General features: G+C 67.7%; 22 protein-coding genes and 1 pseudogene. 13 read left to right on the top strand and 10 right to left on the bottom strand.

Annotated features, from left to right (window positions below):
• Positions 1-13 precede the first annotated feature (13 nt).
• The 3 genes from AC3WJE_RS10910 to AC3WJE_RS10900 form a co-directional block, all read right to left on the bottom strand.
• Entirely contained in the window at positions 14-1327 is a 1314-nt protein-coding gene (locus AC3WJE_RS10910) for an NCS2 family permease (protein WP_493730816.1), read from the bottom strand.
• 246 nt (positions 1328-1573) lie between these two features.
• Complete coding sequence (locus AC3WJE_RS10905) at positions 1574-2536, bottom strand: PDR/VanB family oxidoreductase (protein ID WP_493730815.1); 963 nt, start codon at positions 2534-2536, stop codon at positions 1574-1576.
• 7 nt (positions 2537-2543) lie between these two features.
• The gene (locus AC3WJE_RS10900) at positions 2544-3581 is read right to left on the bottom strand and encodes a Rieske 2Fe-2S domain-containing protein (RefSeq protein WP_493730814.1); all 1038 of its coding nucleotides are present in this window, start codon (positions 3579-3581) and stop codon (positions 2544-2546) included.
• 286 nt (positions 3582-3867) lie between these two features.
• Between AC3WJE_RS10900 and AC3WJE_RS10895 the strand changes: the two genes are divergently transcribed.
• The 3 genes from AC3WJE_RS10895 to AC3WJE_RS10885 all read left to right on the top strand — a co-directional run bounded on the left by AC3WJE_RS10895 (position 3868) and on the right by AC3WJE_RS10885 (position 6067).
• Positions 3868-4782: a LysR family transcriptional regulator gene (locus AC3WJE_RS10895; RefSeq protein WP_493730813.1), complete on the top strand. Its 915-nt coding sequence runs from the start codon at positions 3868-3870 to the stop codon at positions 4780-4782.
• A 143-nt stretch (positions 4783-4925) separates the two neighbouring features.
• The gene (locus AC3WJE_RS10890; protein WP_493730879.1) at positions 4926-5732 is read left to right on the top strand and encodes a TatD family hydrolase; all 807 of its coding nucleotides are present in this window, start codon (positions 4926-4928) and stop codon (positions 5730-5732) included.
• A 2-nt stretch (positions 5733-5734) separates the two neighbouring features.
• Complete coding sequence (locus AC3WJE_RS10885) at positions 5735-6067, top strand: hypothetical protein (RefSeq protein WP_493730812.1); 333 nt, start codon at positions 5735-5737, stop codon at positions 6065-6067.
• Positions 6068-6157: 90 nt separating this feature from the next.
• Here the strand turns inward: AC3WJE_RS10885 and AC3WJE_RS10880 are convergent, their stop codons facing one another.
• Positions 6158-6829: a VOC family protein gene (locus tag AC3WJE_RS10880; protein ID WP_493730811.1), complete on the bottom strand. Its 672-nt coding sequence runs from the start codon at positions 6827-6829 to the stop codon at positions 6158-6160.
• A 57-nt stretch (positions 6830-6886) separates the two neighbouring features.
• Positions 6887-7783, bottom strand: coding sequence for a LysR family transcriptional regulator (locus AC3WJE_RS10875; RefSeq protein WP_493730810.1), 897 nt, complete (start codon positions 7781-7783; stop codon positions 6887-6889).
• Between the two features lie 223 nt (positions 7784-8006).
• On the opposite strand from AC3WJE_RS10875, the gene AC3WJE_RS10870 reads away from it, so the two are divergent.
• On the top strand, positions 8007-9254 hold the full coding sequence (locus tag AC3WJE_RS10870; protein WP_493730809.1) for an MFS transporter: 1248 nt from the start codon (positions 8007-8009) through the stop codon (positions 9252-9254).
• Between the two features lies 1 nt (position 9255).
• Entirely contained in the window at positions 9256-9636 is a 381-nt protein-coding gene (locus AC3WJE_RS10865; protein WP_493730808.1) for a VOC family protein, read from the top strand.
• A gap of 167 nt (positions 9637-9803) precedes the next feature.
• Here AC3WJE_RS10865 and AC3WJE_RS10860 read toward each other — a convergent pair whose 3' ends face one another.
• Positions 9804-10823 carry a threo-3-hydroxy-L-aspartate ammonia-lyase gene (locus AC3WJE_RS10860; protein ID WP_493730807.1) on the bottom strand — a complete coding sequence of 340 codons (1020 nt, stop codon included), beginning with the start codon at positions 10821-10823 and terminating at the stop codon, positions 9804-9806.
• A gap of 212 nt (positions 10824-11035) precedes the next feature.
• Between AC3WJE_RS10860 and AC3WJE_RS10855 the strand changes: the two genes are divergently transcribed.
• The 4 genes from AC3WJE_RS10855 (at position 11036) to purU (ending at position 14539) form a co-directional block, all read left to right on the top strand.
• Entirely contained in the window at positions 11036-11866 is an 831-nt protein-coding gene (locus tag AC3WJE_RS10855) for an NAD-dependent protein deacetylase (RefSeq protein ID WP_493730806.1), read from the top strand.
• Between the two features lie 81 nt (positions 11867-11947).
• Complete coding sequence (locus AC3WJE_RS10850; protein WP_493730805.1) at positions 11948-13045, top strand: NADH:flavin oxidoreductase/NADH oxidase; 1098 nt, start codon at positions 11948-11950, stop codon at positions 13043-13045.
• A gap of 120 nt (positions 13046-13165) precedes the next feature.
• Positions 13166-13618, top strand: a complete 453-nt coding sequence (locus tag AC3WJE_RS10845) for an XVIPCD domain-containing protein (protein WP_493730804.1) — start codon at positions 13166-13168, stop codon at positions 13616-13618.
• A 60-nt stretch (positions 13619-13678) separates the two neighbouring features.
• Positions 13679-14539 carry a formyltetrahydrofolate deformylase gene (purU, locus tag AC3WJE_RS10840; RefSeq protein ID WP_493730878.1) on the top strand — a complete coding sequence of 287 codons (861 nt, stop codon included), beginning with the start codon at positions 13679-13681 and terminating at the stop codon, positions 14537-14539.
• 560 nt (positions 14540-15099) lie between these two features.
• Here the strand turns inward: purU and AC3WJE_RS10835 are convergent.
• Positions 15100-15300, bottom strand: a pseudogene (locus AC3WJE_RS10835) (winged helix-turn-helix domain-containing protein); the annotation flags it as partial.
• A gap of 250 nt (positions 15301-15550) precedes the next feature.
• On the opposite strand from AC3WJE_RS10835, the gene AC3WJE_RS10830 reads away from it, so the two are divergent.
• Positions 15551-16450: a glycoside hydrolase family 5 protein gene (locus AC3WJE_RS10830; RefSeq protein WP_493730803.1), complete on the top strand. Its 900-nt coding sequence runs from the start codon at positions 15551-15553 to the stop codon at positions 16448-16450.
• A gap of 29 nt (positions 16451-16479) precedes the next feature.
• Here the strand turns inward: AC3WJE_RS10830 and AC3WJE_RS10825 are convergent, their stop codons facing one another.
• Both AC3WJE_RS10825 and baeS read right to left on the bottom strand, forming a co-directional pair.
• Positions 16480-17166 carry a response regulator gene (locus AC3WJE_RS10825; RefSeq protein WP_493730802.1) on the bottom strand — a complete coding sequence of 229 codons (687 nt, stop codon included), beginning with the start codon at positions 17164-17166 and terminating at the stop codon, positions 16480-16482.
• Positions 17166-18551 carry a sensor histidine kinase efflux regulator BaeS gene (gene baeS / locus AC3WJE_RS10820; protein WP_493730801.1) on the bottom strand — a complete coding sequence of 462 codons (1386 nt, stop codon included), beginning with the start codon at positions 18549-18551 and terminating at the stop codon, positions 17166-17168. The genes AC3WJE_RS10825 and baeS overlap by 1 nt, the downstream gene beginning before the upstream one ends.
• Before the next feature lie 129 nt (positions 18552-18680).
• Here baeS and AC3WJE_RS10815 point away from each other — a divergent pair, with 129 nt between their 5' ends.
• Genes AC3WJE_RS10815 through AC3WJE_RS10805 form a run of 3 tightly spaced genes read left to right on the top strand, consistent with a single transcriptional unit; the run spans position 18681 to position 24493 of the window.
• Positions 18681-19886, top strand: coding sequence for an efflux RND transporter periplasmic adaptor subunit (locus tag AC3WJE_RS10815; RefSeq protein WP_493730800.1), 1206 nt, complete (start codon positions 18681-18683; stop codon positions 19884-19886).
• A 9-nt stretch (positions 19887-19895) separates the two neighbouring features.
• Entirely contained in the window at positions 19896-23054 is a 3159-nt protein-coding gene (locus AC3WJE_RS10810) for an efflux RND transporter permease subunit (protein WP_493730799.1), read from the top strand.
• Positions 23051-24493 carry an efflux transporter outer membrane subunit gene (locus AC3WJE_RS10805; protein WP_493730798.1) on the top strand — a complete coding sequence of 481 codons (1443 nt, stop codon included), beginning with the start codon at positions 23051-23053 and terminating at the stop codon, positions 24491-24493. Before AC3WJE_RS10810 ends, AC3WJE_RS10805 begins: the two co-directional genes overlap by 4 nt.
• A gap of 72 nt (positions 24494-24565) precedes the next feature.
• Here AC3WJE_RS10805 and AC3WJE_RS10800 read toward each other — a convergent pair whose 3' ends face one another.
• Positions 24566-25192, bottom strand: a complete 627-nt coding sequence (locus AC3WJE_RS10800; protein WP_493730797.1) for a nicotinamidase — start codon at positions 25190-25192, stop codon at positions 24566-24568.
• Between the last annotated feature and the right edge of the window lie 152 nt (positions 25193-25344).

The following is a 25344-nucleotide window of genomic DNA, read 5'->3' as shown; positions in this document are numbered from 1 at the left end:
CAGATGTCGAAACTCACTGCAACGCATGCCGCAGCACGAACAGCGCAGTGATCGCCCAGCTCGCCGGATGCACTTCGCGCCAGCGCCCGGAACCGAGCTTGAGCACCGCGTAAGCCAGGAAACCCAGCGCCAGACCATCGGCGATCGAATAAGTCAGCGGCATCGCCAGCGCGCACAGCGCCGCCGGCAGGGATTCGCTGAGATCGGCCCAGCTGACATCGACCAGCTCGCGCAGCATCGAGGCCGCCACATAGATCAGCGCCGGTGCGGTCGCATAGGCCGGCACCATCGCCGCGAGTGGCGAGAACAGCAGCGCAAGCAGGAACAGCGCGGCCACCGTCAGCGCGGTCAGCCCGGTGCGGCCGCCGGCCTGCACGCCGGACGCGCTCTCGATATAGGCAGTGGTGCTGGACGTACCCAGCAGCGAGCCGGCCAGGATCGCGCCACTGTCGGCGAACAGCGCACGGTTGAAGCGTTGCTGCTGCACTGGCGTGCCGAGCAGACCGGCGCGCTTGGCCACACCCATCAGCGTGCCGGTGGCGTCGAACACCTCCACCAGCACGAACACCAGCACCACGTGCAGCACCGCTGCCAGCGCCGAGCCGGCACCATGCCCCTGCAACGCGCCGGCGATATCGAGCTTGAGGAAGGTCGGCGCCAGGCTCGGCGGCCACGCCAGCAGGCCATGCCAGTGCACCAGCCCGAGCGCGGCCGCGCTCGCAGTGATCGCCAGGATGCCGAGCAGGATCGCGCCGCGCACGCGCCGAAGATCGAGGATGGCGATCAACGCCAGTCCGGCCAGCGCCAGCAGCGGCTCGGGCTTGTGCAGATCGCCCAGCGTCACCAGCGTGGCCGGGCTTGCCACCACCAGCCCGGCCTTCTGCAGACCGATGAAAGCCAGGAACAAGCCGATGCCGGCGGCGATACCGCTGCGCAGCGCTGGCGGAATGCCATCCACCAGCCAGCGCCGTGCGCCGGTCAACGTGAGCAATACAAACAGGCAGCCCGAGACGAACACCAGCCCCAGCGCCTGCTGCCAGCTGTAGCCGAGCGTGCCGACCACGGTGAAGGCGAAGAACGCGTTGAGCCCCATTCCCGGTGCGGCACCGACCGGATAGTTGGCGAGCAGTCCCATCAGCGCCGAGCCGATCGCCGCCGCCAGGCACGTGGCGACAAACACCGCGCCATGGTCCATGCCGGTCGAGGCGAGGATGTCGGGATTGACGAAGACGATGTAGGACATCGTCAGGAAGGTGGTCAGCCCGGCCAGCAGTTCGGTACGCGTAGTGGTGCCGGCGCCGGCAAGATCAAAACGTGGGATGGCCATCACGCCTTCCCGGCCGTGCAGCTGCAGGAAGGACGAACGACAGGACGAAGCACGACTGCTTTCATGGGGTCTCACAGGAGCGATCGGGAGAGAAACCCGCGTCCTGCGGGAACACTTGCAAGCCTCCATTTTGCAGGGCGTGACGAATCTTTAACATGACAATGTTGCAATGCACCAAAGGGTGGCGCGAACGCACCAACAAGGGGCTAAGCTAGGTGTATCCCCCTATCGCAACCCCTTGCAGCGCTACAGATCGAGGACCAGCCGGGGCGAGCGGCTGCGCGAACAGCACAGCGCCACCTGCCGCCCGGCGCAGCGCTCGGCCTCGCCCAGCACGCTGTCGCGATGTTCCGGCTCGCCGCCCAGCACCCCGGTCAGGCAGGCCCCGCAAATCCCCTGTTCGCAAGACACCGGCGCGGCGATCCCCGCAGCCCGCAGCGCCTGGGCGATGCTGACCTGCGCCGGCACCGTCACGACCCGGCCGCTGCGGGCGAGTTCGACGTCGAACGGACGCTCCCCGTCCGCTGCCCGCGCGACCGCGCCGAAGTGCTCGCGATGCACCTGCGCCGGCGACCAGCCGAAGCCGCCCGCCAGCGCCGCGAAGCGGTCCATGAACGGCGCCGGCCCGCACAGGTACAGCTGATCGCGCGAAGTTGCCGCACGGATTTCCACCGGCACATGCGTGCGCGGGCTGGCACCGTCGGCGCTGGCATGCAGCAGCACCCGACCATGCGTGAAGCCCTGTCGCAGCCGCGCGGCGAAGGCGATCTGCCCGCGGTGGCGCACGTAGTAATGCAGTACGAATTGCTCGCCGCGCGCGTCCAGCGCCTCGGCCATCGACAGCAGCGGCGTGATGCCGATGCCGGCGGCGATCAGCACCTGACGCGTGCCGGTGCGCAGCGCGAACAGATTGCGCGGCGCCGAGATCCGCAGCCGGTCGCCGGGCGTGACACTGCCGCACAACTGGCGCGAGCCGCCGCGCGAATCGTCGGTGCGGCGCACGCACAGCAGATAGTGGTCGCGCTGCTGCGGCGCGCTGGCGATCGAGTACTGGCGCACCAGCCCGTCGGGCAGGTGCACGTCCACGTGCGCGCCGGCTTCGAAGGCCGGAAGCGCACCGTGCAGCGGTTCCAGGCGCAGCGCGCGCTGGCCGTGGCCTTCGTCGGCCACGGTGGCGATGCGGACTTCCTGCAGCGGACTCGTCGTCATGGTCATCTCAGCGCAGGAAGAAATCGCCGTAGCCCTGATCGCGCAGCGCGCGCCGGTAGGCGATCGAGCTGCGGTCGGCGGGGATGTGGATCTCCAGCAGCGGATCCAGCGGCAGATACTCGGGCTTCTGCGCCTCGACCATCTCCGCGTCCTCGGCAAACACGCGATGGTTGAACGCGTGCACCGCCTCCACCGGCACCTCCAGATCGAAGTTGCGCGCGATCGGCACCAGCAGGCGGGTCTTGTGCTTGGACACCGGCGAGGCGCAATTCATGATCACCAGCCGCTCGCCGTCGTTGGGAAAGTGGATCGTCAGCGTCGCGGTGAACGGCACGTGCACCTCGAAGCGACGCAGCCACAGATAGCCCGGCGGCACCGGCCGACCCGAATCGGCGGAGTAGTTGCTGACGGTGCTGTAGTAGTCCGCGTCGAAACCGCCGTGGCGTTCACTGACGGCGTACTGCGGCACTTCCTGATTGTCCGGATCGGCGAAGGTGCCGGTGTGGATCCAGGCGAAGTGGGAGACGTCGATGAAGCCTTCCAGCTGGCGCGCGGCCGAGCCGCCGATATCGAACCCCGGGCAGTTGATCTGCTGGAAGCCTTCGTCGTCCCAGTGCGGCATCGGCGGGATATCGATTTCTGCTTCCGAAGTGATCGACGGTTTGGCCAGACACACCCAGATCAGCCCGTAACGCTCGGTGGCTGCATAGGTGTGCAGGCGCATCCGCGCCGGGATCGCCTGGGTCGGGCTGGCCGGGATGCGGTTGCAGCGGCCGCCGGCACCGAAGCGCAGGCCGTGGTACGGGCACACCACGCCCTGGCCATCGGCCGTGCCCTTGCTCAGCGGCACCCCGCGGTGCGGGCAGACATCGCGCGCCACCACCAGTTCGCCGCCACTGCGGTACAGCACCAGCGGCTCGTCGAGCAGGGTGGCCTTGAACGGCGCTTGCCCGACCTCGCTGCTCAGCGCCACCGCGTGCCAGTGCTGCGCCAGGCGCTGCCAGTCGGCCTCGTCGAAGCTGCAATCCAGCGGCAGGGGGGGCACGGCAACATCCATCGGCGGGCGGGTCTCGTGAAGCGGGGGGAGGGCCGTCCGCAGGGCAACGCGGGGAGGGGGCGGCGACCGGATTGACTCTAGGAAGCGCCGGGTGTGTTATCAAACATCGTTTTTCAGCGAATCCATTGCAAAAAATGCAACGCGCCGATCGGGTCGCCCGCAGCTGCCTTCACATGCGTCATCCCCGCGCAGAGCCTGCCCCCGCCTTCGCTGGGAGCAGGCTCTGCGCGGGGATGACGATAGATTCTCTGCGGGACGGCCCTGGAGCCCACCGATGCTGACCTTCTCCCGCTTCACCCGTTACTTCATCGAGGTCGCGCGCTGCGGCAGCATCCGCAAGGCGTCCGAGGTACTGCACGTGTCCGCCTCGGCGATCGACCGGCAGATTCTGCGGGCCGAGGAGGATCTGGGCGCGCAGCTGTTCGAGCGCCTGCCTGGCCGGCTGCGCCTGACCGCCGCTGGCGAGATGCTGCTGGTGGAAGCGCGGCAGTGGGAGAAGAGCTACGGCCGCACCCTGGAGCGCTTCGAGGAACTCAAGGGCCTGCGGCGCGGCCACGTCGACATCGCGATGATCGACGCGCTCAGCGAAGGCATGGTGCCGCAGGTGGTCGGCACGCTGATCCAGCAGCACCCCGGGCTGACCTTCAACCTGTCCACCGCCGGCAACCAGAAGGTGGTGGAGATGGTGGCGCGTGCCGATGTCGACTTCGGCCTGCTGCTCGACCCGGTCAGCAGCGTGGACCTGGAAGTGCGCGCGTTCGCCGACGTGCCGCTCGGCATCGCGATGCCGCCGGATCATCCGCTGGCCGGCAAGGCCTCGCTGCAGCTGGGCGATGTGATCGACCACGGCCTGCTGCTGCCGGCCGCGCCGCTGATGGTCAACGAGCACGCCAAGGTGCTGTACCAGCGCCAGCAGCTGGACGTGAAGCGCTTCACCCAGTGCAACGACGTGCGCAGCCTGCGCGCGCTGGCGCGTGCCGGCGTGGGCGTGGCGCTGATGTCATGGCTGGACGCCGCCCCGGACGTGGCCGACGGCCGGCTGGCATTCGTGCCGTTCCGCGCGCACCTGACCAAACCGATGACGCTGGCGCTGTGCGTGGCGCCGCAACGCCAGCTCTCGCGCGCGGCCAACCTGGCGATCCAGGCGCTGGCCTCACACATCGAGCAGATTGGTGCGGGCACCCCGTAGGAGCGGCTTTAGCCGCGATGGGGCGTTACCGGTAAAGCTCCATCGCGGCTGAAGCCGCTCCTACGGATAACGGGTGAGACGGATAACGGATGAAAGAGTGCAGCGGCTACAATCCGCCGCTTCCCCACGAACTACCCGGCCGTATGCAGCTGATCGACATCGGCGCCAACCTCACCCACGATTCCTTCGACCACGACCGTGAGGCGGTGCTGCAACGCGCGCGCGCTGCCGGCGTGGCCCAGATGGTCATCACCGGTGCCAGCCGCGAGCATTCGCCGCAGGCGTTGCAACTGGCGCAGCGCCATCCCGGGTTCCTGTTCGCCACCGCTGGCGTGCATCCGCATCATGCGGTCGAGTACACCGACGAGTGCGATGCCGAGATGCGCGCGCTGCATGCGCACCCGGAAGTGGTCGCGGTCGGCGAATGCGGGCTGGACTATTTCCGCGACTTCGCCCCGCGCCCGGCCCAGCGCAAGGCGTTCGAGCGCCAACTGCAACTGGCCAGCGAGAACCACAAGCCGCTGTTCCTGCATCAGCGCGACGCGCACGATGACTTCATCGCGATGATGCGCAACTTCGACGGCAAGCTCGGCCCGGCGGTGGTGCACTGCTTCACCGGCGAGCGCCGCGAGCTGTTCGACTATCTCGACCGCGACTGGTACATCGGCATCACCGGCTGGCTGTGCGACGAGCGCCGTGGCGCGCACCTGCGCGAGCTGGTCAGGCACATCCCGGCCGAGCGGCTGATGATCGAGACCGATGCGCCGTACCTGCTGCCGCGCACGCTCAAGCCGATGCCGAAGGATCGTCGCAACGAGCCGATGTTCCTGGCGCACATCGTCGAGGAGCTGGCGCGCGATCGTGACGAGGACGTGGCCACGGTCGCCGCCGCCACCACCGTTGCGGCGCGCGGCTTCTTCCGTCTTCCGGACGCGTCTGCCGGCGCATGATCGTGCGGGGTCTGTTGGTCATCACGCTGGCACTGCCGGCGCTCGCCGGCGCGCAGGATTGCAGCGGCGTGGAGCAGCACGCGCTGCGCGAGAGCGTGGGCCTGCATCCGCCGCTGCAGGCGAAGGTGGGCGGCGAGGGCCGCGTGTACTTCCATCGCGCGCCGGATGCGGGGTGCCGCGAGCGCGGGCTGTTCGTGGTGCCCGGTGATCGCCTGGTCGCGCTGACGCCATGGGGCCACTGGATCCAGGTGCGCTATACCGCTCGCGACGGCACCCGCCACGTCACCTGGCTGGAAGCATCGCGGGTGCGCTTGTCCGAGCGGCCGGCGCTGTAGCGCCGAGCTTGCTCGGCTGAGGCTTCACCAGTAACACCCAGCCGAGCAAGCTCGGCTCCACGAGTGCGGATCCTGTGTGGCTCCGGCCTGTCATGCCACCGAGCGCAACTCCCAACCCTGCGCGTCATACAGGCACAAACCCGGCGGCGGGCCCTGCACGTGCACACGCACACCGCGTGCCCACGGTAGCCGGCGTTGTTCGGGAAACCAGCGTCGCTCGTGATCGACCACGATCAGCAGGCCTTCGTCATCGCCAAGCGGTGCGAACACCGGCGTCGGTTCTTCCAGCGGCGGCATCCGGAAGTGATTGCCGACGCTGCGGGTCACGCCGCTGACGTTCGCGCTCGGCAGACCGACTTCGCTGATGCACAGCAGTTCGCTGCCGTGGAACGGGCCGTGCACCGGCTTCGGCGCGGGCAGGCGCCGGCGTGCGATCAGCTCCAGCACCGCGCCGTCCGGCCCGGCGAAATACACCGACTCCGAATCCCAGCCGCGCGACAACGGGAAGCGCGTGGTGCCATGCGTGTCCCGCAGCAGCGGTGCGCGTTCGATGACCCAGCGCTCGGCTTCCTCGAAGCGGTGCGGTGCGACGTTGAACGCCAGATGCACGCAACCGACCACGCCCTCGGCGGGAATCAGCTCGATCTCGCTCCAGCCGACACGCACACGCGTGCCTTCGACCGGCAGCTGCAGTACATCGCGATAGAACGCGGCACTCGCGGTGGGGTCATAGGTGGGTTGCTGCAGATGGACGATGCGCATCGGGCCGGCTCGCACGGGATTGGAGCGGCCATTGGACAACCTCAACCAAAGTTGAGGTCAAGCGGTCTCCTGCACCAGTGCCCGCGCCAGCCGCGCCAGGTGCTGCACCACTACCGTTTCGTGACCGGGCAACGAGGCCAGCGCCAGCCGCGCCAGCGGCACGTGACCCTGGATGTCGATGTAGCGCACGCCCGGCAGCTGCACATGGGTCATCGCCTGCGGCACCACCGACACGCCCAGCTCGGCGGCGACCAGATTGCAGATCGAGGACATCTGCGGGGCTTCCTGGCTGACCTGCAAGGTGAAGCCGGCCAGCCGGCAGGCCTGCGCGATTTCGTCGTACAGGCTGGGGCCGAAACTGCGCGGAAACAGGATGAACGGCTCGCCGGCCAGCGCCGACAGCGGCAGTCGCGCGCGCCCGGCCAGTCGATGCGCGGCCGGCAGCGCGATCTTCATCGGCTCGTCGGGGAAGTGCAGCAGGTTCAGCCCGACCGGGGTCAGGCTGCTGGGACGGATGAAGGCGGCATCGAGCTGGCCGCTCTCCATCGCCTTGAGCAGGCCGATGGTGTTGGTCTCCAGCAGCACGATGGTCACCTGCGGCCAGGCGCGCTGGAAGCGCCGGATCAGCTTGGGCACCACCGGATTGAACGCCGCCGAAGCGGTGAAACCCAATCGCAGCCGACCACGCTCGCCGCGTGCGGCACGCTGCACCGAATCGACCGCGGTATCGACATCGGCCAATACCCGCCGCACATCGATCAGAAATGCCTCGCCGGCTTCGTTCAATTCCGCACCCTGATGGGTGCGACGGAACAGCGGCGTGCCCAGTTCCTTTTCCAGTGCCTGGATCTGCTGGCTCAGCGGCGGCTGGGCGATGCCCACGCGCGCGGCGGCGCGGGTGAAATTGCCTTCCTCGGCGACGGCCAGGAAGTAGCGGAGGTGGCGCAGTTCCATGCCGAGAGGCTTTGGGTATCGGGGCTGCCGGCATCATATATTGGACAGATTGTTTCAGGAGGAAAATAATTTGCCGGACCGGCGCCGGCCGGATTCCTGTGGGAGGGACTTCAGTCCCGACGCTTTGGCGGTACCGCGTCGGGACTGAAGTCCCTCCCACAGGACAGCACCCAACGCGAGCAGCACTAGACATTCCTCCACGATCGGTCCCATCCCCATCCCTGTGAGCACTCCCCCCGCCCGTCCGCTGGACGCGGCCGCCCCCGCCCTGGCACGCATCCGCATTGCGCTGTTCCTGGCCGGTTTCGCCACGTTTTCCCTGCTCTACAGCGTGCAGCCGTTGCTGCCCGAGTTCGCCCGTGAGTTCGGCGTCGATGCGGCCACCAGCTCGTTGCCGCTGTCGCTGGCCACCGGTGGGCTGGCGCTGGCGATCTTCTGCGCCGGCGCGGTCTCGGAGAACCTGGGCCGGCGCGGGCTGATGTTCGTTTCGATCGCGCTGGCGGCGCTGCTCAACGTGATCGCCGCCTGCCTGCCACATTGGGGCGCGCTGGTGGTGGTGCGCACGCTGTCCGGCATCGCGCTGGGCGGCGTGCCGGCCGTGGCGATGGTGTATCTGGCCGAGGAATTGCCTCCGGAACGACTCGGCGCGGCGACCGGGCTGTACGTGGCCGGCAACGCGTTCGGCGGCATGAGCGGACGCATCATGATGAGCGTGCTCAGCGATCATTTCGGCTGGCGTGCCGCGCTGGCGGCGCTGGGCGTGCTCGATCTGCTGTGTGCGATCGCGTTCGTGTTGCTGCTGCCGCGCTCGCGCCATTTCGTGCGCCGTCACGGCATCAATCTGGTGTATCACCTGCGCGCCTGGCACGGCCACCTGCGTGATCGCCATCTGCCGTGGCTGTTCTCGATTCCATTCCTGCTGATGGGCGCGTTCGTCAGCGTCTACAACTACGCCGGCTTCCGTCTGGGGGGAACGGAGTTCGGTTTGAGCCAGAGCCAGATCGGCTTGATCTTCAGCGCCTACATATTCGGCATCGTCAGTTCCTCGGTGGCCGGTGCGGCTTCCGATCGCTTCGGGCGCGGCCCGGTGGTACTGTCCGGCGTGCTTGCCTGCATCGCCGGCGTGCTGCTGACGCTGCTGCATTGGCTGCCGGGCGTGATCGGCGGCATCGTGCTGCTGACCATCGGCTTCTTCATCGCGCATTCGGCCGCCAGTGCCTGGGTCAGCCGGCTCGGTGGCGCCAATCGCAGCCACGCCGCTTCGCTGTATCTGCTGGCCTACTACGTCGGATCCAGCGTGATCGGTTCGTTCAGTGGTTGGTTCTGGCAGCACGGTGGTTGGGTTGCGCTGGTGGCGTTCCTGACGCTGCTGCTGGCATTCGCGCTGGTCGCCGCGCAGGTGCTGCGGCGTGGCGCCGACGACTCACGGCCGTATGGCCGCTTCGCACCGCATCCGCCGCGGGGAGAATGATGTGGACATCGATCGTCTCGATCATCTGGTCCTGACCGTCGCCGATGTCGAGGCGAGCTGTGCGTTCTACACGCGTGTGCTCGGCATGCAGGTGCTCACGTTCGGCGAGGGCCGACGCGCGCTGGCGTTCGGCCGGCAGAAGATCAACCTGCATCCGGCCGGACGCGAATACGAACCGAAGGCCGCGCGGCCGACGCCGGGTTCGGCGGACCTGTGTTTCATCACGCTCACACCGCTGGCGCAGGTGCAGGCGGAGTTGCTTGCCGCGGGTGTGGCGATCGAGGAAGGCCCGGTGCAGCGCACCGGTGCGACCGGACCGATCCTGTCGGTGTATTTCCGCGACCTCGACGCGAACCTGATCGAAGTCAGCAATTACCTCTGAAGCAGTGCTGGTTGGGTGACCGGCCGTATGTGCATCGGGCTTGAAACGGCCGACGAAATTCGTCATCCCCACGGAGGCGGGGATCCAGGGTCTTTGGCTTTGCCGAGTGAAAGTCGCTGAGTCCCTGCCTTCGCGGGGACGACGGTCGTGGTGCTATCGGTGACTCTCTAGACGGTCACGGCCGCCGCAGAATTGACCACGCTCGCGCTTGCCGGGCCGCTCGATCCCTGCACGAAGCGGCCAAAAGCGTCCAGGTCGACATTGCCACCGGACACGATGATGCCCACGCGCTTGCCGCTGACATCGAGCTTGCCGTGCAGCACCGCGGCGGCGGCCAGGCAGCCGGTCGGTTCCACCACGATCTTCATGCGGCCGGCGAAGAACTTCATGGTCTCGATCAGCTCGGCGTCCGAAACGGTGACGATGTCGGTCACCAGCTCGCGGATCACCGCGAAAGGGTACTGGCCGATGGAGGTGGTCTGCGCGCCGTCGGCAATCGTGCGCGGCATGTCGATGCGCACGATCCCGCCGCTGCGCAGGCTGCGCTGGCCATCGTTGCCGGCTTCGGGCTCGACCCCATAGAGGGCGCAACCGGGCGCCAGGGCCTGCGCTGCCACCGCGCAGCCCGACAGCAGTCCGCCGCCGCCCAGGCACACCACCAGCATGTCGAGCGGGCCGGTCTCCTCGATCAGTTCCTTGGCCGTCGTACCCTGGCCGGCCATCACGTGCGGATGGTCGAACGGGGGAATCAGCGTCATGCCGCGCTCGCTGGCGATGCGGCGGCCCAGCGCCTCGCGGTCTTCGCTGTAGCGGTCGTACAGCACCACCTCGGCGCCATAGCCGCGCGTGGCCTCGATCTTGATCGCGGGCGCGTCCTGCGGCATCACGATCACCGCCTGCACGCCCAGCAGCCGCGCCGACAGCGCGATCGCCTGCGCGTGGTTGCCGGAGGAGAACGTCAGCACACCGCCGGCCTTCTGCTGCGGCGTGAACTGGGCGATGGCGTTGTAGGCGCCGCGAATCTTGAAGGCGCCCATGCGCTGGAAGTTCTCGCACTTGAAGAACAGCCGGGCTCCGGTGGCGGCATCGGCGGTGGCCGAGGTCAGTACCGGGGTGCGGTGGGCAGCGCCGCGGATGCGCTCGTGGGCGGCGGCGATGTCGTCGAAGCTGATGGGCAGGGGGGTCATGGCGGCGCGGATGGTGAATGACGTGGGAAATTCCAAGTCTACGGGTCCGATGCAGGTACGGGCGGGGCCGGCGCGCCCGGCATCGTGGTCTGAGCGACCACGCCGATCCGGCCGGCGTACTTCCGCGAGCCGGACGCGAACCTGATCGACGTCGGCGACGTTCTGCGCGCGGCGCTTGCGTGGCCGGCCCGGCATCGCCATGTTGGGGAACCATGAGCGCCTCGATCGCCGACCTGCAGGATTTCATCGAACGCCACCGGCGCCTGTTCGTGCTGACCGGCGCCGGGTGCAGCACCGACTCGGGCATTCCCGATTACCGCGACCGGCAGGGCGGCTGGAAGCGTCCGCAGCCGGTGACGTTCCAGGCCTTCATGGGCGAGGCGGCCACGCGCCGGCGCTACTGGGCGCGCAGCCTGATCGGCTGGCCGCGCTTCGGCACGGCACGGCCGAACGGCACCCATCACGCGTTGGCGGCACTGGAGGCGCGCGGCCAGCTGGAAGTGTTGCTGACCCAGAACGTCGACGGCCTGCATCAGGCCGCCGGCAGCGGTGAGGTGATCGACCTGCATGGGCGCCTGGACCAGGTGCGCTGCATGGACTGCGAACGGCGCAGCCCGCGCGCGGCGTTGCAGGCACGGCTGAGCGCGGCCAATCCCGGCTGGGAGCAGTTGCAGGCAGGCATCGCACCGGATGGTGACGCCGATCTGGACGAAGTGGATTTCGACGCGTTCGTGGTGCCGGCCTGCGAGCACTGCGGCGGTCTGTTGAAGCCTGATGTCGTCTACTTCGGCGAGAACGTGCCGCGCGAGCGCGTTGCCCGCGCCAGCGCGCATCTGGCACAGGCCGACGCGGTGCTGGTGGTCGGCTCCTCGCTGATGGTCTGGTCCGGCTTCCGCTTCGTGCAGGCCGCCGCGCAGCAGGGCCTGCCGATCGCTGCGTTGAACTTCGGCCGGACCCGGGCGGATGCGCTGTTGACGCTGAAGGTCGAACACGATTGCGCCGCGGCGCTGGCGTTCCTGCGTGGCAGCGAGCGGGCCGCGTGACGCTGTGATCCACCCCGGCAGTTGCGCTGCCGCCGGCCGCGCAGTGCAATGGCGCTTCCCTTGCCCTCGTCAGGTTTCCCCTTGAGCCAGCTGTTCTCGCCGCTTTCGCTCGGCCCGCTCGAACTCGCCAACCGCATCGTGGTCGCGCCGATGTGCCAGTACTCCGCCGATGAAGGTCGCGCCAGCGATTGGCACGTGCAGCACCTGGGCAGCCTGTCGCAGTCCGGTGCCGGTCTGCTGATCCTGGAAGCCACCGCGGTGGAAGCGCGCGGCCGCATCAGCTGGGCCGACCTGGGCCTGTACGACGATGCCAACGAGGCCGCGTTGAAGCAGGTGCTCGACAGCGTGCGGCGTTGGTCGCCGATGCCGATCGGCGTGCAGCTCGCGCATGCCGGTCGCAAGGCCTCCACCGAGCGGCCATGGGATGGCGGGCATCCGATCGCGCCGGACCGGCCGAATGGTTGGCAGACGGTGGCGCCATCCACGCTTCCGTTCCATCCCGGCGCGCCGGAACCGCACGCGTTGGACGCGGGCGAGATCGACGGCATCGTGCAGGCCTTCGCCGAGGCCGCGCGCCGCGCCGAGCGGCTGGGCCTGCAACTGATCGAGATCCATGCCGCGCATGGCTACCTGCTGCATCAATTCCTGTCGCCGCTGAGCAATACCCGCAACGACGAATACGGTGGCGCCTTGGAAAACCGTATGCGACTGACGCTGCGCGTGTTCGAGGCGGTGCGCGCGGCGGTCTCGGACAACATCGCGGTCGGTGCGCGCATTTCCGCGACCGATTGGGTGGAGGGCGGTTGGGACCTGCCGCAGAGCATCGCCCTGGCCAAGGCGTTGGATGCGCGCGGTGCGCACTTCATCCATGTTTCCAGCGGCGGTCTGGATCCGCGCCAGCAGATCGCGCTCGGTGCCGGCTACCAGGTGCCGTTCGCCGAGGCGATCAAGGCGCAGGTGGCGATGCCGGTGATCGCGGTCGGGTTGATCACCGATCCGCTGCACGCCGAGGCGCTGCTGGCCGAGGGGCGCGTCGATGCAGTCGCGCTGGCGCGCGGCATCCTCTACGACCCGCGCTGGCCCTGGCATGCGGCCGCCACGCTCGGCGCGACGGTGCAGCCGGCGCCGCAATACCTGCGCTGCGAGCCGCGCTCGGCGCGCGGTCTGTTCGGCCTCTGATCGACGGCAGGCGCGGCCTGTCGCGCCCCGTGCAGGACAAGGCTGAACGGCGGACGGCACGGAACGTGATGGCGGGCTTGGGTATCCGGCGACAAACCGGCTAAGGTCGGCGCCGGAGCCGTGACCGACCTCAAGGAGGAAACCCATGCCGTATTGCCGTCCAACGTCGTGCCACGCCGGGATATCCGGGGTGGCGTCGTGACCCTCGACAAGCTGGGGCCCGATCATCCCGAGCATCCGGACCACCGCCTGTTCGAGCAGATCCGCGACGGCGTCGCACGCCTGGATGCCGAGCTGGGACGCGATTTCGATGCGGTCAGCGAGCGCATGGCGGCGCGCCTGTTGCCGTTGGCCAAGCAGCACGGTTTCGACCAGATCGATTACGTCGTGCTGAGCCGGCATCTGGGCGAGACCGGCGAGCGGGTATTCGTGGTGCGTGGCGAGCTGGACGATCCTGCGCACCTGCGCGCGCACGTGTCCACCGAAGAGGCCACCGGTACGCCGATCGCCGAATCACTGGCGCAGCTGGACGAGGTCAACCGGCGTCTGTACCTGCGCCTGCCGAAGCGCTGAGCGCGGCGGCGACAGTTTCCTCGGAAAGCGTCGGTCGGCCGTGGCGTTGCTTTCGTTATCATTGAGCGGATGCGACCTGACTACATCCTCACGCTTTCCTGCCCGGACCGTACCGGTATTGTTTACCGCGTCAGCGGCCTGCTGTTCGAACTGGATTGCAACATCCTCGACGCGCAGCAGTTCGGTGACGAGGAGCGCGGCCAGTTCTTCCTGCGCGTGCATTTCGACATGGCCGAGGGCGCCTCGCTGGCGCGGCTGCGCGAGCACCTGGGCGCGCTGGCGGCCGACTTCGCGATGGACTGGCAGCTGCACGATGCGCGTCGTCGCGCGCGGCTGCTGGTGCTGGTCAGCAAGCAGGGTCATTGCCTCAACGATCTGCTGTTCCGTGCACACAGCAAGCAGCTGAAGGTGGACATCGCCGCGGTAGCCTCCAACCACGCCGACTTCGCGGCGCTGAGTGCGTCGTATGGCGTGCCGTTCCATCATATGCCGGTCGGCGCGGACAACCGCGCGCAGCAGGAGCAGCAGATCATCGATCTGGTCGAGCGCGAGCAGATCGATCTGGTGGTGCTGGCGCGCTACATGCAGATCCTCTCGCCGCGCCTGTGCGAGGCGCTGGCCGGGCGTGCGATCAATATCCATCACAGCTTCCTGCCGAGCTTCAAGGGTGCGCAGCCGTATCATCAGGCGCACGCACGCGGGGTCAAGATCATCGGTGCGACGGCGCACTATGTGACGCCGGATCTGGACGAGGGTCCGATCATCGAGCAGGACGTGGCGCGGGTGGATCATGCGATGACGCCGCGTGATCTGGTGCGGTTGGGGAGTGATACGGAGTCGTTGGTGCTGGCGCGGGCGGTGCGGCGGCATGTTGAGCATCGGATTCTGCTCAATGGGCATCGTACGGTGGTGTTTCGCTGAGGTTGGTTGTGGGTGCGGCGCGGTTTGTGTTTGTTTTCTCGTCTCGCCGTCCTTCTATCGTCATCCCCGCGTAGGCGGGGATCCAGAGCCTTCCCTGCGATCTATCTACCGTCATCCCCGCGAAGCGCTTTTCAGCAGCCGAAGGGCTCCACAACAGCCGAATGGCTGGTAATGGCTGATCAAGCGGGGATCCATGGACGTTGCTTCTTGGGTTTGAAGTAACTGCGACGGCAACTTCAACGGCAAAGGCTTTCACGCCCTGCGGGCGCGAGTCACTTTTCTTTGCTCGTGCAAAGAAAAGTAACCAAAAGAAAGCACGCCCCAGTCCTCGCGCCCTTCGCTTCGCTACGGGTCCGCTACGCCAACGGGATTTTTCGACGCGACTTCCTGTCGCGGCGAAAAACGACGCACATCCATGTGCGTCGCCCTTCGGGTTATTCCCGCTGGCTCCGCCGCTGCGGATGGGGGCCCCGGAAAAGCGAAGAGCAAAGTCAAAATCACGAGCAACGGCAACAGCAACAGCAACAGCAACAGCACTGCTTCGATGTTGTTCGCCTGCGCTACAGATCCAGGCGATAACCCATGCCATAGATCGAGCAGATCGGGTCGTCTTCGGCACCGGCTTTGGATAGTTTGCGGCGGAGTTTTTTTGCGTGGCTGTCGACGGTGCGGTCGGTGACGATGCGGTGGTCGGCGTAGAGGTGGTTCATCAGGTGATCGCGTGACCAGACTCGGCGTTGCATCAGCCCCGGCGTTCTGGATTTTATTTTTTCGTATTTTCTGCATGCGAGCCGGCATCCACTTCGCTCGAAAATGCGCTGGAGGCGCCGTTGCGCGGCGGCGCTTCCCGGGTCAGACTGACAGCGTTGTTACGCGCGTTCGCAGAAGCCCAGCCGAGGAAACGTCATGCGCCCAAGCTTCAAGGTTCTCGCTGCCTGCGTCCTGCTCTCTATGCTTATGGTCGCCCCGGCGACCGCCCGCGAGATCGCGCCTGCCGATCAGGTCAAAGCCATGGCCCGAGGGGTCAACATCCTTGGCTACGATCCGCTGTGGAAAGATCCGGCCCAGGCCCGCTTCCAGATCGACCACCATTTGAAGGTCATCAAGGACGGTGGCTTCGACACGGTGCGGGTCAATCTGCACGGCTTCGCCCACATGGACGCCGACAACCGCCTGGATCCAGCCTGGCTGAAGACCCTGGACCATCTGGTCGAGACCGCCCTGGCCCAGAAGCTGACCATCATCCTCGACGAGCATGATTTCGGCCCTTGCGGCGAGGATCCGGCCACCTGCAAGCCCAAGCTGACCGCCTTCTGGACCCAGATCGGCGCGCGCTACAAGGACGCTCCCGATGGCGTGGTGTTCGAGCTGCTCAACGAGCCGAACAAGGGTCTGACAGACGACCTGTGGAACAGCTGGATCGCCGATCTGCTGCCGGTGGTGCGAGCGACCAACCCGACCCGCAACGTCATCGTCGGTCCCGCCTCCTGGAACAACCTCGAACACCTCAAGGCCCTCGACCTGCCGCAGGCCGACCGCCATCTGATCGTGACTTTCCACTACTACACGCCATTCGAGTTCACCCACCAGGGCGCGTCCTGGAACCCGTCCACGTCGAAGACCGGCATTACCTGGGGAACCGAGGCCGAGCGGGCGCGGATCAAGACCGATTTCGACAGCGTCCAGGCCTGGGCCGCAGCCCACGACCGGCCGGTGCTGCTGGGTGAGTTCGGGGCCTATGACAAGGGCGACATAGCCTCCCGTGTCGCCTACACCGCCGCCGTCGCCCGCGAGGCCGAAGCCCGCGGCTGGGCCTGGAGTTACTGGCAGTTCGACAGTGACTTCATCGCCTATGACATCGAGAAAGACGCTTGGGTCGCGCCGATCCACGGGGCGCTGGTCCCGCGGTAGCGCGCACAGTCGATGCCGTTTCGCCTGCGCTACAGATCCAGGCGATAACCCATGCCATAGATCGAGCGGATCGGGTCGTCTTCGGCGCCGGCCTCGGACAGTTTGCGGCGGAGGTTTTTTACGTGGCTGTCGACGGTGCGGTCGGTGACGATGCGGTGGTCGGCGTAGAGGTGGTTCATCAGGTGGTCGCGTGACCAGACCCGGCCCGGCGTGGCGGCCAGGGTGCGCAGCAGGCGGAATTCCACCGGGGTCAGTTCCAGCCAGCGGCCACGCAGTGCGGCGCGGCAGCCGGCATCGTCGATCTGCAGGTTCTGCGGGGCGCCGTTACCGCCGCCACGGTAGCGGCGAAGTACGGTGCCGATCCGTGCCACCACTTCGCGCGGGCTGAACGGTTTGCAGATGTAGTCGTCGGCGCCGACTTCCAGGCCGAGCAGGCGGTCCACTTCCTCGACGCGTGCGGTGACCATGATCACCGGTACTTCGCTTTCTGCGCGCAGTGCGCGGCACAGTTCGATGCCGTCGCGGTTGGGCAGCATCAGGTCGAGCAGTACCAGGTCGGGTGTGAGGCGGTGGAAGGCGGCCATCACTTCGGCGCCGTCGGCAATCCAGTCGCTGCGGTAGCCGCCAGCGTGCAGGTAGTCGCGCAGCACGCCGGCCAGGCGCGGTTCGTCTTCGACCACCAGGATCAATGCGTCGGCGCCGTTCGCAGGTGTCATCACGATGGCGCCAGCGCTGGTAGGGTGACGACGATGCGCAGGCCGCCCAGCGCCGCGCCCTCGGCACGGATGGTGCCGCCGTGCGCCTGCACGATGTTGTGGCAGATCGCCAGGCCCAGGCCGCTGCCGCCGCTGGCGCGGTTGCGCGAGGCTTCGACCCGGTAGAAGCGTTCGAACAGCCGCTCGCGCTTGTCCTCGACCACGCCCGGTGCGCTGTCCTCGATCACCGCTTCCACGCGCTGACCGTGGCGTTGCACGTTCACCACAACCTCACCGCCGCGGTCGGTATAGCGCAGCGCGTTCTCCAGCAGGTTCGCGAACAATTGCTGCAATCGGCGTTCATCGCCTTCGATCAGCAGCGGTGTGGGCGATGGTGCCGCTCGCAGTGTCAGGCCGGCGTCGGTGAAGCGTCCGCGCATGCCGGCCAGGGTGGTTTGCAGGACGCCGTCCAGATCAATCGCGGCGAAGCGGTAGGACACCGCGCCGGTCTGCGTCACCGCCAGCTCGTGCAGGTCGTCGATCAGCTTGCCGAGCTGCGCCACCTCGCCCTGCAGCGGTGCCAGCGCGGCGGGTGTCATCGGCCGGATCCCGTCCTGGATCGCTTCCAGCTCGGCACGCAGCACCGCCAGCGGCGTGCGCAGTTCGTGCGAGATGTCGGCCATGAAGCTGCGGCGGTTGCGCTCGGTGTCCTCGAGGGTGTCGGCCAGGCGGTTGATGTCGGCGGCGAGGCGGCCGAGGTCGTCATCGCTGGGCCGTTCGACCCGATGTGTGTAGTCGCCCGCGGCGAGGCGATGGATGGTGCCTGTCAGGCCGCGCACGCGCCGCAACAGTGCGCGCGAGAGCAGCCAGGCCAGCAGTGCGGCGACGATCACCGAAGCGATGCCGTTGGCCCACCAGGCCCGGATCTGCGCGCGATAGAAACGCACGTCGCCGGCGGCGATGGCCTTCTGGAACGGCACCATCGCCAGCCAGCCGACGGTGCGTCCTTCCACCTGCACCGGCAGCCGGATCGCATCGCTGGCGGCGTCGGGGTTGCCGATCAGGATCGTGCCGTTGCCGTCGAGCAGCGCCAGACGCGGTATCGCGCCGGTCTGGTCGGATACGGGTGGCGCATGCAGCGGGGCTTCGTCGCGCGGGCGGTCCGGGCGCAGCAGTTCGAACCACGCCTCGGGATTGTTGTTTACGAACTGCCAGCTGCCGTGCTGGCGATAGGCCACCTGCAGCCGCGGCAGCACCTCGCGCATGCGCGTCTCGCCCTGCTCGTTGAGATAGCCCATGAAGGCGCGATCGAACAGGATGCGGCCGACCACGCTGTTGGCGGCCAGCACCAGTGCACAGGCGGTCAGGATGAGCAGGAACAGCTTGGCGGAAATGCCGGGTTTCATCTGAGTCGTACTAAGCCGCAGCGGCGGTGCGGAAAGCAAGGCGTTGGTCGCCGATTCAGCCAATCTCCCCATTTGCTGCACATTTGCGGCCGAGCATGCGGTGTCCTCGATACAGCATGGGTTGGCCGCATGTCCTCGCTTGTCCGCCGTTCCGTTTCGCGTCTGCCCTGGCGCCCGCTGGCGCCTGCCGCACTGGCCTTGGCGCTTGCTGCCTGCGGTCCGCAGCAGATGCCGTCGCCACCGCAGGCCAGCGTCGGCGTGCAGGTCGTGGGCACCCAATCGCTGGCGATGGAGCAGTCGCTGCCCGGCCGCACCGTGGCCTACATGGTCTCGGACGTGCGCCCGCAGGTCGGCGGCATCATCCAGAAGCGGTTGTTCACCGAAGGCCAGGAGGTGAAGGCCGGCGATGTGCTGTACCAGATCGACCCGCGCAGCTACCAGGCCAGCTACGACAGCGCCCAGGGCGAACTGGCGCAGGCCGAGGCGGCGGTGCTGTCGGCCCGGCCCAAGGCCGAGCGCTATCGCGCGCTGGTCGCCGCCGATGCGGTCAGCAAGCAGGACGGCGACGATGCGATCGCCACGCTGCGCCAGGACGAGGCCGCGGTGGTGGCGGCGAAGGCTTCGCTGCAGAGCGCAAGGATCAACCTCGACTACACCCGCGTCACCGCGCCGATCAGCGGCCGCATCGGTACTTCGACCTACACGCCGGGTGCCCTGGTCACCGCCAGCCAGGACACTGCGCTGAGCACGATCCAGCAGCTCGACCCGATCTACGTCGACCTCACCCAGACCAGCGCGCAGTTGCTCGCCCTACGCAAGCAACTCGACAGTGGCGCACTGAAGGCGGTGGACGGCAAGGCCGAGGTGAAGATCGTGCTGGAGGACGGCAGCACCTACACACGCACCGGCACGCTGGAGTTCGTCGGCACCTCGGTGGATACCGGCACCGGCAACGTCACCCTGCGCGCGGTGGTGCCCAATCCCGACCGCCTGCTGCTGCCCGGTACCTACGTGCGCGCGCTGCTGCCGATGGCGATCAACGACAGCGCGATCCTGGTGCCGCAGGGTGCGGTCACCCGCAACACCAAGGGCGAGGCCACCGTGAAGCTGGTCGGCGAGGACGGCAAGGTGATCGAGCGGGTGGTGCAGGTCGGCGATGCGATCAAGGACCAGTGGGTGGTCACCTCCGGGCTCAAGGCCGGCGAGAAGCTGATCGTCGATGGCGCCAGCAAGGTTTCCGCTGGGCAGGCGGTGAAGGTCGAGCAGGCGGGCGCGAGCCAGCCCAAGGACGCTGCCGCGGCCAGGACCGGCGCCGCCGGCGCCAAGGCCGAGTAAGGAACCGCCATGGCCCGCTTCTTCATCGACCGCCCGATCTTCGCCTGGGTCATCGCCATCGTCATCCTCCTCGCCGGCACGCTGGCGGTGTTCACGCTGCCGGTGGAGCAGTACCCGGACATCGCCCCGCCGAGCGTCTCGATCCGCGCCACCTACACCGGCGCCTCGGCCGAGACCACCGAGAACTCGGTCACCCAGGTGATCGAGCAGAACATGACCGGCCTGGACAACCTGCTGTACATGTCGTCCAGCAGTTCGTCCGCGGGCAGCTCGCAGGTGACGCTGACCTTCGCCTCCGGTACCGATCCGGACATCGCCCAGGTGCAGGTGCAGAACAAGCTGCAGCAGGCCGAATCGATGCTGCCCGACACGGTGCAGAGCACCGGCGTCACCGTGACCAAGTCGTCCGGCAGCATCTTCATGGTGCTGGCCTTCACCTCTGATGGCGGCAGCATGGACGGCACCGACATCGCCGACTACATGGTGTCCTCGCTGCAGGACCCGGTCAGCCGCGTGAACGGTGTCGGCAACGTGCAGGTGCTGGGTTCGAAGTACTCGATGCGCATCTGGCTGGATCCGGAGAAGTTGCGCACCTACTCGCTGATGCCTTCGGACGTGACCAGCGCGATCGAGGCGCAGAACGCCGACGTCTCCTCCGGCTCGCTCGGCGCGTTGCCGGCGGTGGAGGGGCAGGCGCTGAGTGCGACGGTGACTTCGCGCAGCCGCCTGCAGACCGTGGACCAGTTCAAGGCGATCGTGGTCAAGTCCGGCAGCAGTGGCGCGAAAGTGTTGCTGTCGGACGTCGCACGGGTGGAGCTGGGCAGCGAGTCGTATTCGTCGGTCAGCCAGTTCAACGGCAAGCCCGCCTCCGGCATGGCCATCGAACTGGCTTCCGGTGCCAATGCGCTGGATGTGTCCGAGGCGGTGGATGCCAAGCTCAAGGAGTTGGCGCCGTTCTTCCCGAGCGGGCTCAGCTACCACGTCGCCTACAGCACGACACCGTTCGTGAAGATCTCGATCGAGGAGGTGGTCAAGACCCTGATCGAGGCGATCGTGCTGGTGGTGGCGATCATGTACCTGTTCCTGCAGAACTGGCGGGTGACGCTGATTCCGGCGGTGGCGGTGCCGGTAGTGCTGATGGGCACGTTCGGCGTGTTGTCGGTGCTGGGCTATTCGATCAACACGCTGTCGATGTTCGGCATGGTGCTGGCGATCGGCCTGCTGGTCGACGATGCGATCGTGGTGGTGGAGAACGTCGAACGGGTGATGAGCGAGGAGGGCCTGTCGCCCTACGAGGCCACGCGCAAGTCGATGGGCCAGATCACCGGTGCGCTGGTCGGCATCGCGCTGGTGCTGACCGCGGTGTTCCTGCCGATGGCGTTCTTCGGCGGCTCCACCGGTGCGATCTATCGCCAGTTCTCGGTGACGATCGCCTCGGCGATGATCCTGTCGGTGCTGGTGGCGATGACGCTGACCCCGGCGTTGTGCGCGACGATCCTGACCCCGATCGAGAAAGGCGGCCACGTCACCGCCAAGGGACCGTTGGGCCGCTTCTTCGCCTGGTTCAACGCGCGTTTCGAGCGCGTCGGCCACCGCTACCACGGCGGCGTGAAGTACGTGACCGGCCATCGCAAGCTGGGTCTGCTCGCCTATGCGGTGATCCTGCTGGTGATGGGCCTGCTGTTCTGGCGCCTGCCCACCTCGTTCCTGCCGGAAGAGGACCAGGGCATGCTGATGGTGCAGATCAAGCTGCCCTCCGGTGCCACCCAGCAGCAGACACAGAAGGTGATGGAGCAGGTCTCCGACTACGTGCGCCAGCAACCGGAGGTCGCCTCGATCATGGCGATCGCCGGCTTCAGCACCGGCGGCAGTGGCCAGAACTCGGGCATGGGTTTCGTGCGGCTGAAGGACTGGAGCGAGCGCAAGGCCGATGCCGCCTCGATCGGCATGCGCGTCACCCTGGCGATGGCGCAGAAGTTCCGCGACGCGCAGATCTTCGCGATCGCGCCATCCGGTATCCCGGGTCTTGGCCAGAGTGCCGGCTTCACCTTCGAGCTGCAGGACCTGGGTGGCGCCGGCCACGAGGCGTTGGTGTCGGCGCGCCAGCAACTGCTCGCGCTGGCGGCCAGGAGCGACAAGCTCAGCTCGGTGCGCTATGGCAGCCTGGAAGATGCGCCGACCTTCGACATCAAGATCGACGACGCCAAGGCCGGTGCGCTGAGCCTGTCGCAGAGCGATATCAACAGCACACTCTCGACCGCGCTGGGCAGCACCTACGTCAACGACTTCATCAACCGTGGCCGCATCAAGAAGGTCTACGTGCAGGGCGAGCCGGAGGCGCGGATGTTGCCGCAGGACATCGGCCGCTGGTCGGTGCGCAACAGCGACGATGCGATGGTGCCGTTCTCGGCCTTCACCACGGCCGGCTGGAGTTATGCGCCGGCCTCGCTGGCGCGCTTCAACGGCTCGGCGTCGATGGAGCTCAGTGGTCAGGCTGCCAGCGGCGTCAGCTCCGGCACCGCGATGGCCGAGATGGCCGCGTTGGTGAAGCAGCTGCCGAATGGCTTCGGCTATGCGTGGTCGGGGTTGTCGTTCCAGGAGCAGCAATCCGGGGCGCAGGCGCCGCTGCTGTATGCGGTCTCGCTGCTGTTCGTGTTCCTGTGCCTGGCGGCGCTGTACGAGAGCTGGTCGATTCCGTTTTCGGTGATGCTGGCGGTGCCGATCGGCATCCTCGGCGCACTGTTGTTCACCACGTTGCGCGGGCTGGAGAACGACGTGTACTTCCAGGTGGGCCTGCTTGCCACCGTGGGTCTGGCGGCCAAGAACGGCATCCTGATCGTCGAGTTCGCCAAGGAGCTGGAGGAGCAGGGCAAATCGCTGGTCGCCGCCACGCTGGAGGCCGCGCGTCTGCGTCTGCGCCCGATCCTGATGACCTCGCTGGCGTTCATGCTCGGCGTGCTGCCGCTGGTGGTCAGCACCGGTGCCGGCTCGGGTGGCCGCCATTCGCTCGGCACCGGGGTGCTCGGCGGCACCCTGGCCTCGACCGTGCTGGGTATCTTCTTCGTCCCGTTGTTCTACGTGATCGTGCGCAGCCTGTTTCCCGGCAAGAACGCGCCCGGCAAGGACGGCAAGCATGCCGCAGCAGACACGACCGAGGTGACTCCATGAGCCGCATGACTTTCCCGCGCACGCTGCTCGCCGCGGCCTGCACGCTCGCGCTGGCCGGCTGCGCCAGCATGGCGCCGCATTACCAGCGGCCGGATGCGCCGGTGGCCGAGCAGTTTCGCGATGCATCGGCGGGCGACGCCGCGGCCACGCCGGTGGCCGCGCTGGACTGGCGGCAGGTGTTCCTTGACCCGCAGCTACAACAGACGATCGCGCTGGCGCTGGACAACAACCGCGACTTGCGCGTGGCCATGCTCAACATCGAGAAGGCACGTGCGAGCTACCGTATCCAGCGCGCCGACCTGCTGCCGACGGTGAATGCCACTGCCAGCCAGAGCTCGGAGCGCAGCAGCGCCGCCACCAGCGGCACCGGCACCTCGACGGTGAGCCGAAGCACCTCGGCCGAGGTCGGTTTCAGCAGTTGGGAGCTGGATCTGTTCGGGCGCATCCGCAGCCTGAAGAACGAGGCGCTGGAAACCTGGCTGGCCACCGGGCAGACCCAGCGCAGCACGCGCATGAGTCTGGTCGCCGAGGTGGCTGGCGACTGGCTCACGGTTGGCGCCTACCAGCAGCGTCTGGCGCTGGCGCAGCGTACGCTGCAGAGCCAGCGCGAGACGCTGCGCCTGACCGAGCTCAAGCATGGACAAGGTGTGGTCTCCGGCGTCGATCTGGCGCAGGTGCAGAGCAGTGTGGAAAGCGCACGCGCCGACGTCGCCAGCTACACCACCTCGCTGGCGCAGGCACGTAACGCGCTGGAACTGGTGGTCGGCGCGCCGGTGGCGGACACGCTGCTGCCTGGCGCGAACATGCAGGACGATGCGGTCGCGCTGGCGCCGCTGCCGGCCAACCTGTCCTCGAGCGTGCTGCTGCAGCGGCCGGACGTGCTCTACGCCGAGCACACGCTGAAGGCCGCCAATGCCGACATCGGCGCGGCGCGTGCGGCGTTCTTCCCGACCATCTCGCTGACCGCCTCGACCGGGCGCAGCAGCGATGCGTTGTCGAGCCTGTTCGACGCGGGCAATCGCACCTGGTCGTTCGTGCCGAGCATCTCGATCCCGATCTTCCAGAGCGGCGCGCTGAAGGCCTCGCTGGACTCGGCGAAGATCGAGAAGGACATCACCGTCGCCGAGTACGAGCAGGCAATCCAGACCGCCTTCAGTGAAGTCGCCGACGCGCTGGCGGCGCGCACCCACATCGACGAGCAGCTCGACGCGCAACGCGCCCTGGTTGCGGTCACCCAGCGCAGTTATGACCTGGCCGATGCGCGCTACCGCAACGGCGTGGACAGCTATCTGGAGGCACTGGATTCGCAGCGCTCGCTGTACAGCGCGCAGCAGGACCTGATCACGTTGCGCCTGACCGAAGCCAGCAACCGCGTCACGCTGTACAAGGTGCTTGGTGGCGGTGCCGATGCACAGTCCGAGGCGACGGCGGCGCGGTGATGGCGGGCTGCCCGCTGCCCGCGGCAGGCACCTTGGCCGAGCAGGTTTCGAGCTGCGGATTACCGGGCCGATTCAGTCGATGGCGATGCCGGCACTCTGCAGCGCCGCGCGCGTCGGCGCGTCGCCAGCGGGCGTGACCGGACGGGTCAGATCCCACAGGAAGCGCACCCGGAAGCCGGCGCTGACCGCATCCTGCGCGGTCCACAGCACGCAGTAATCGCGCGCCAGTCCGCATACGTGCACCTCGGCGATGCCGCGTTCGCGCAGCCAGCCGGCCAGCCCGGTGGGCGGACGCGTGCCATCAGGGCCGTGGTTCTCGCGGAATGCGCTGTAGGAATCGACCTGCTCATGGTTGCCCTTGCGCAGGATCAGGTCGGCGACGTTCCAGTCCACGCGCCGATCCAGCGCCGCGCCCAGCGTGCCCTGCACGCAGTGATCGGGCCACAGCGTCTGCGGATGGCCGTGCAGTTCGATCACCTCGAACGGCTCGGTGCCGGGATGGCGACTGGAGAAGGAGGCGTGTGTAGGCGGATGCCAATCCTGGGTGGCGACCACGGTGGCATAGCGGCGCGAGGCCAGCAGCTGGGCAATGCCGGGGACGATCGCGGCGCCCTCGTGGCAGGGCAGCGCGCCGCCGGGCATGAAGTCCGGTTGCAGGTCGACGACGATCAGGGCGGTGTCGTGGGCAAACGGGGACATGGCAGTGGCGGCATCGGAGTGGGGGCGACAGTGTATCGCCGTGGATTCCCGCGCCGAGGTCAGGGAATCCATATGCGTAGGAGCGGGGGGGGGGGGGGGGGGGGGGGGGGGGGGGGGGGGGGGGGGGGGGGGGGGGGGGGGGGGGGGGGGGG

Source organism: Pseudomonas sp. GW821-FHT07E12 (assembly GCF_058986605.1).
The sequence above is the reverse complement of the archived record's forward strand: the minus strand, read 5'-3'. Positions and strand labels throughout refer to the sequence as shown.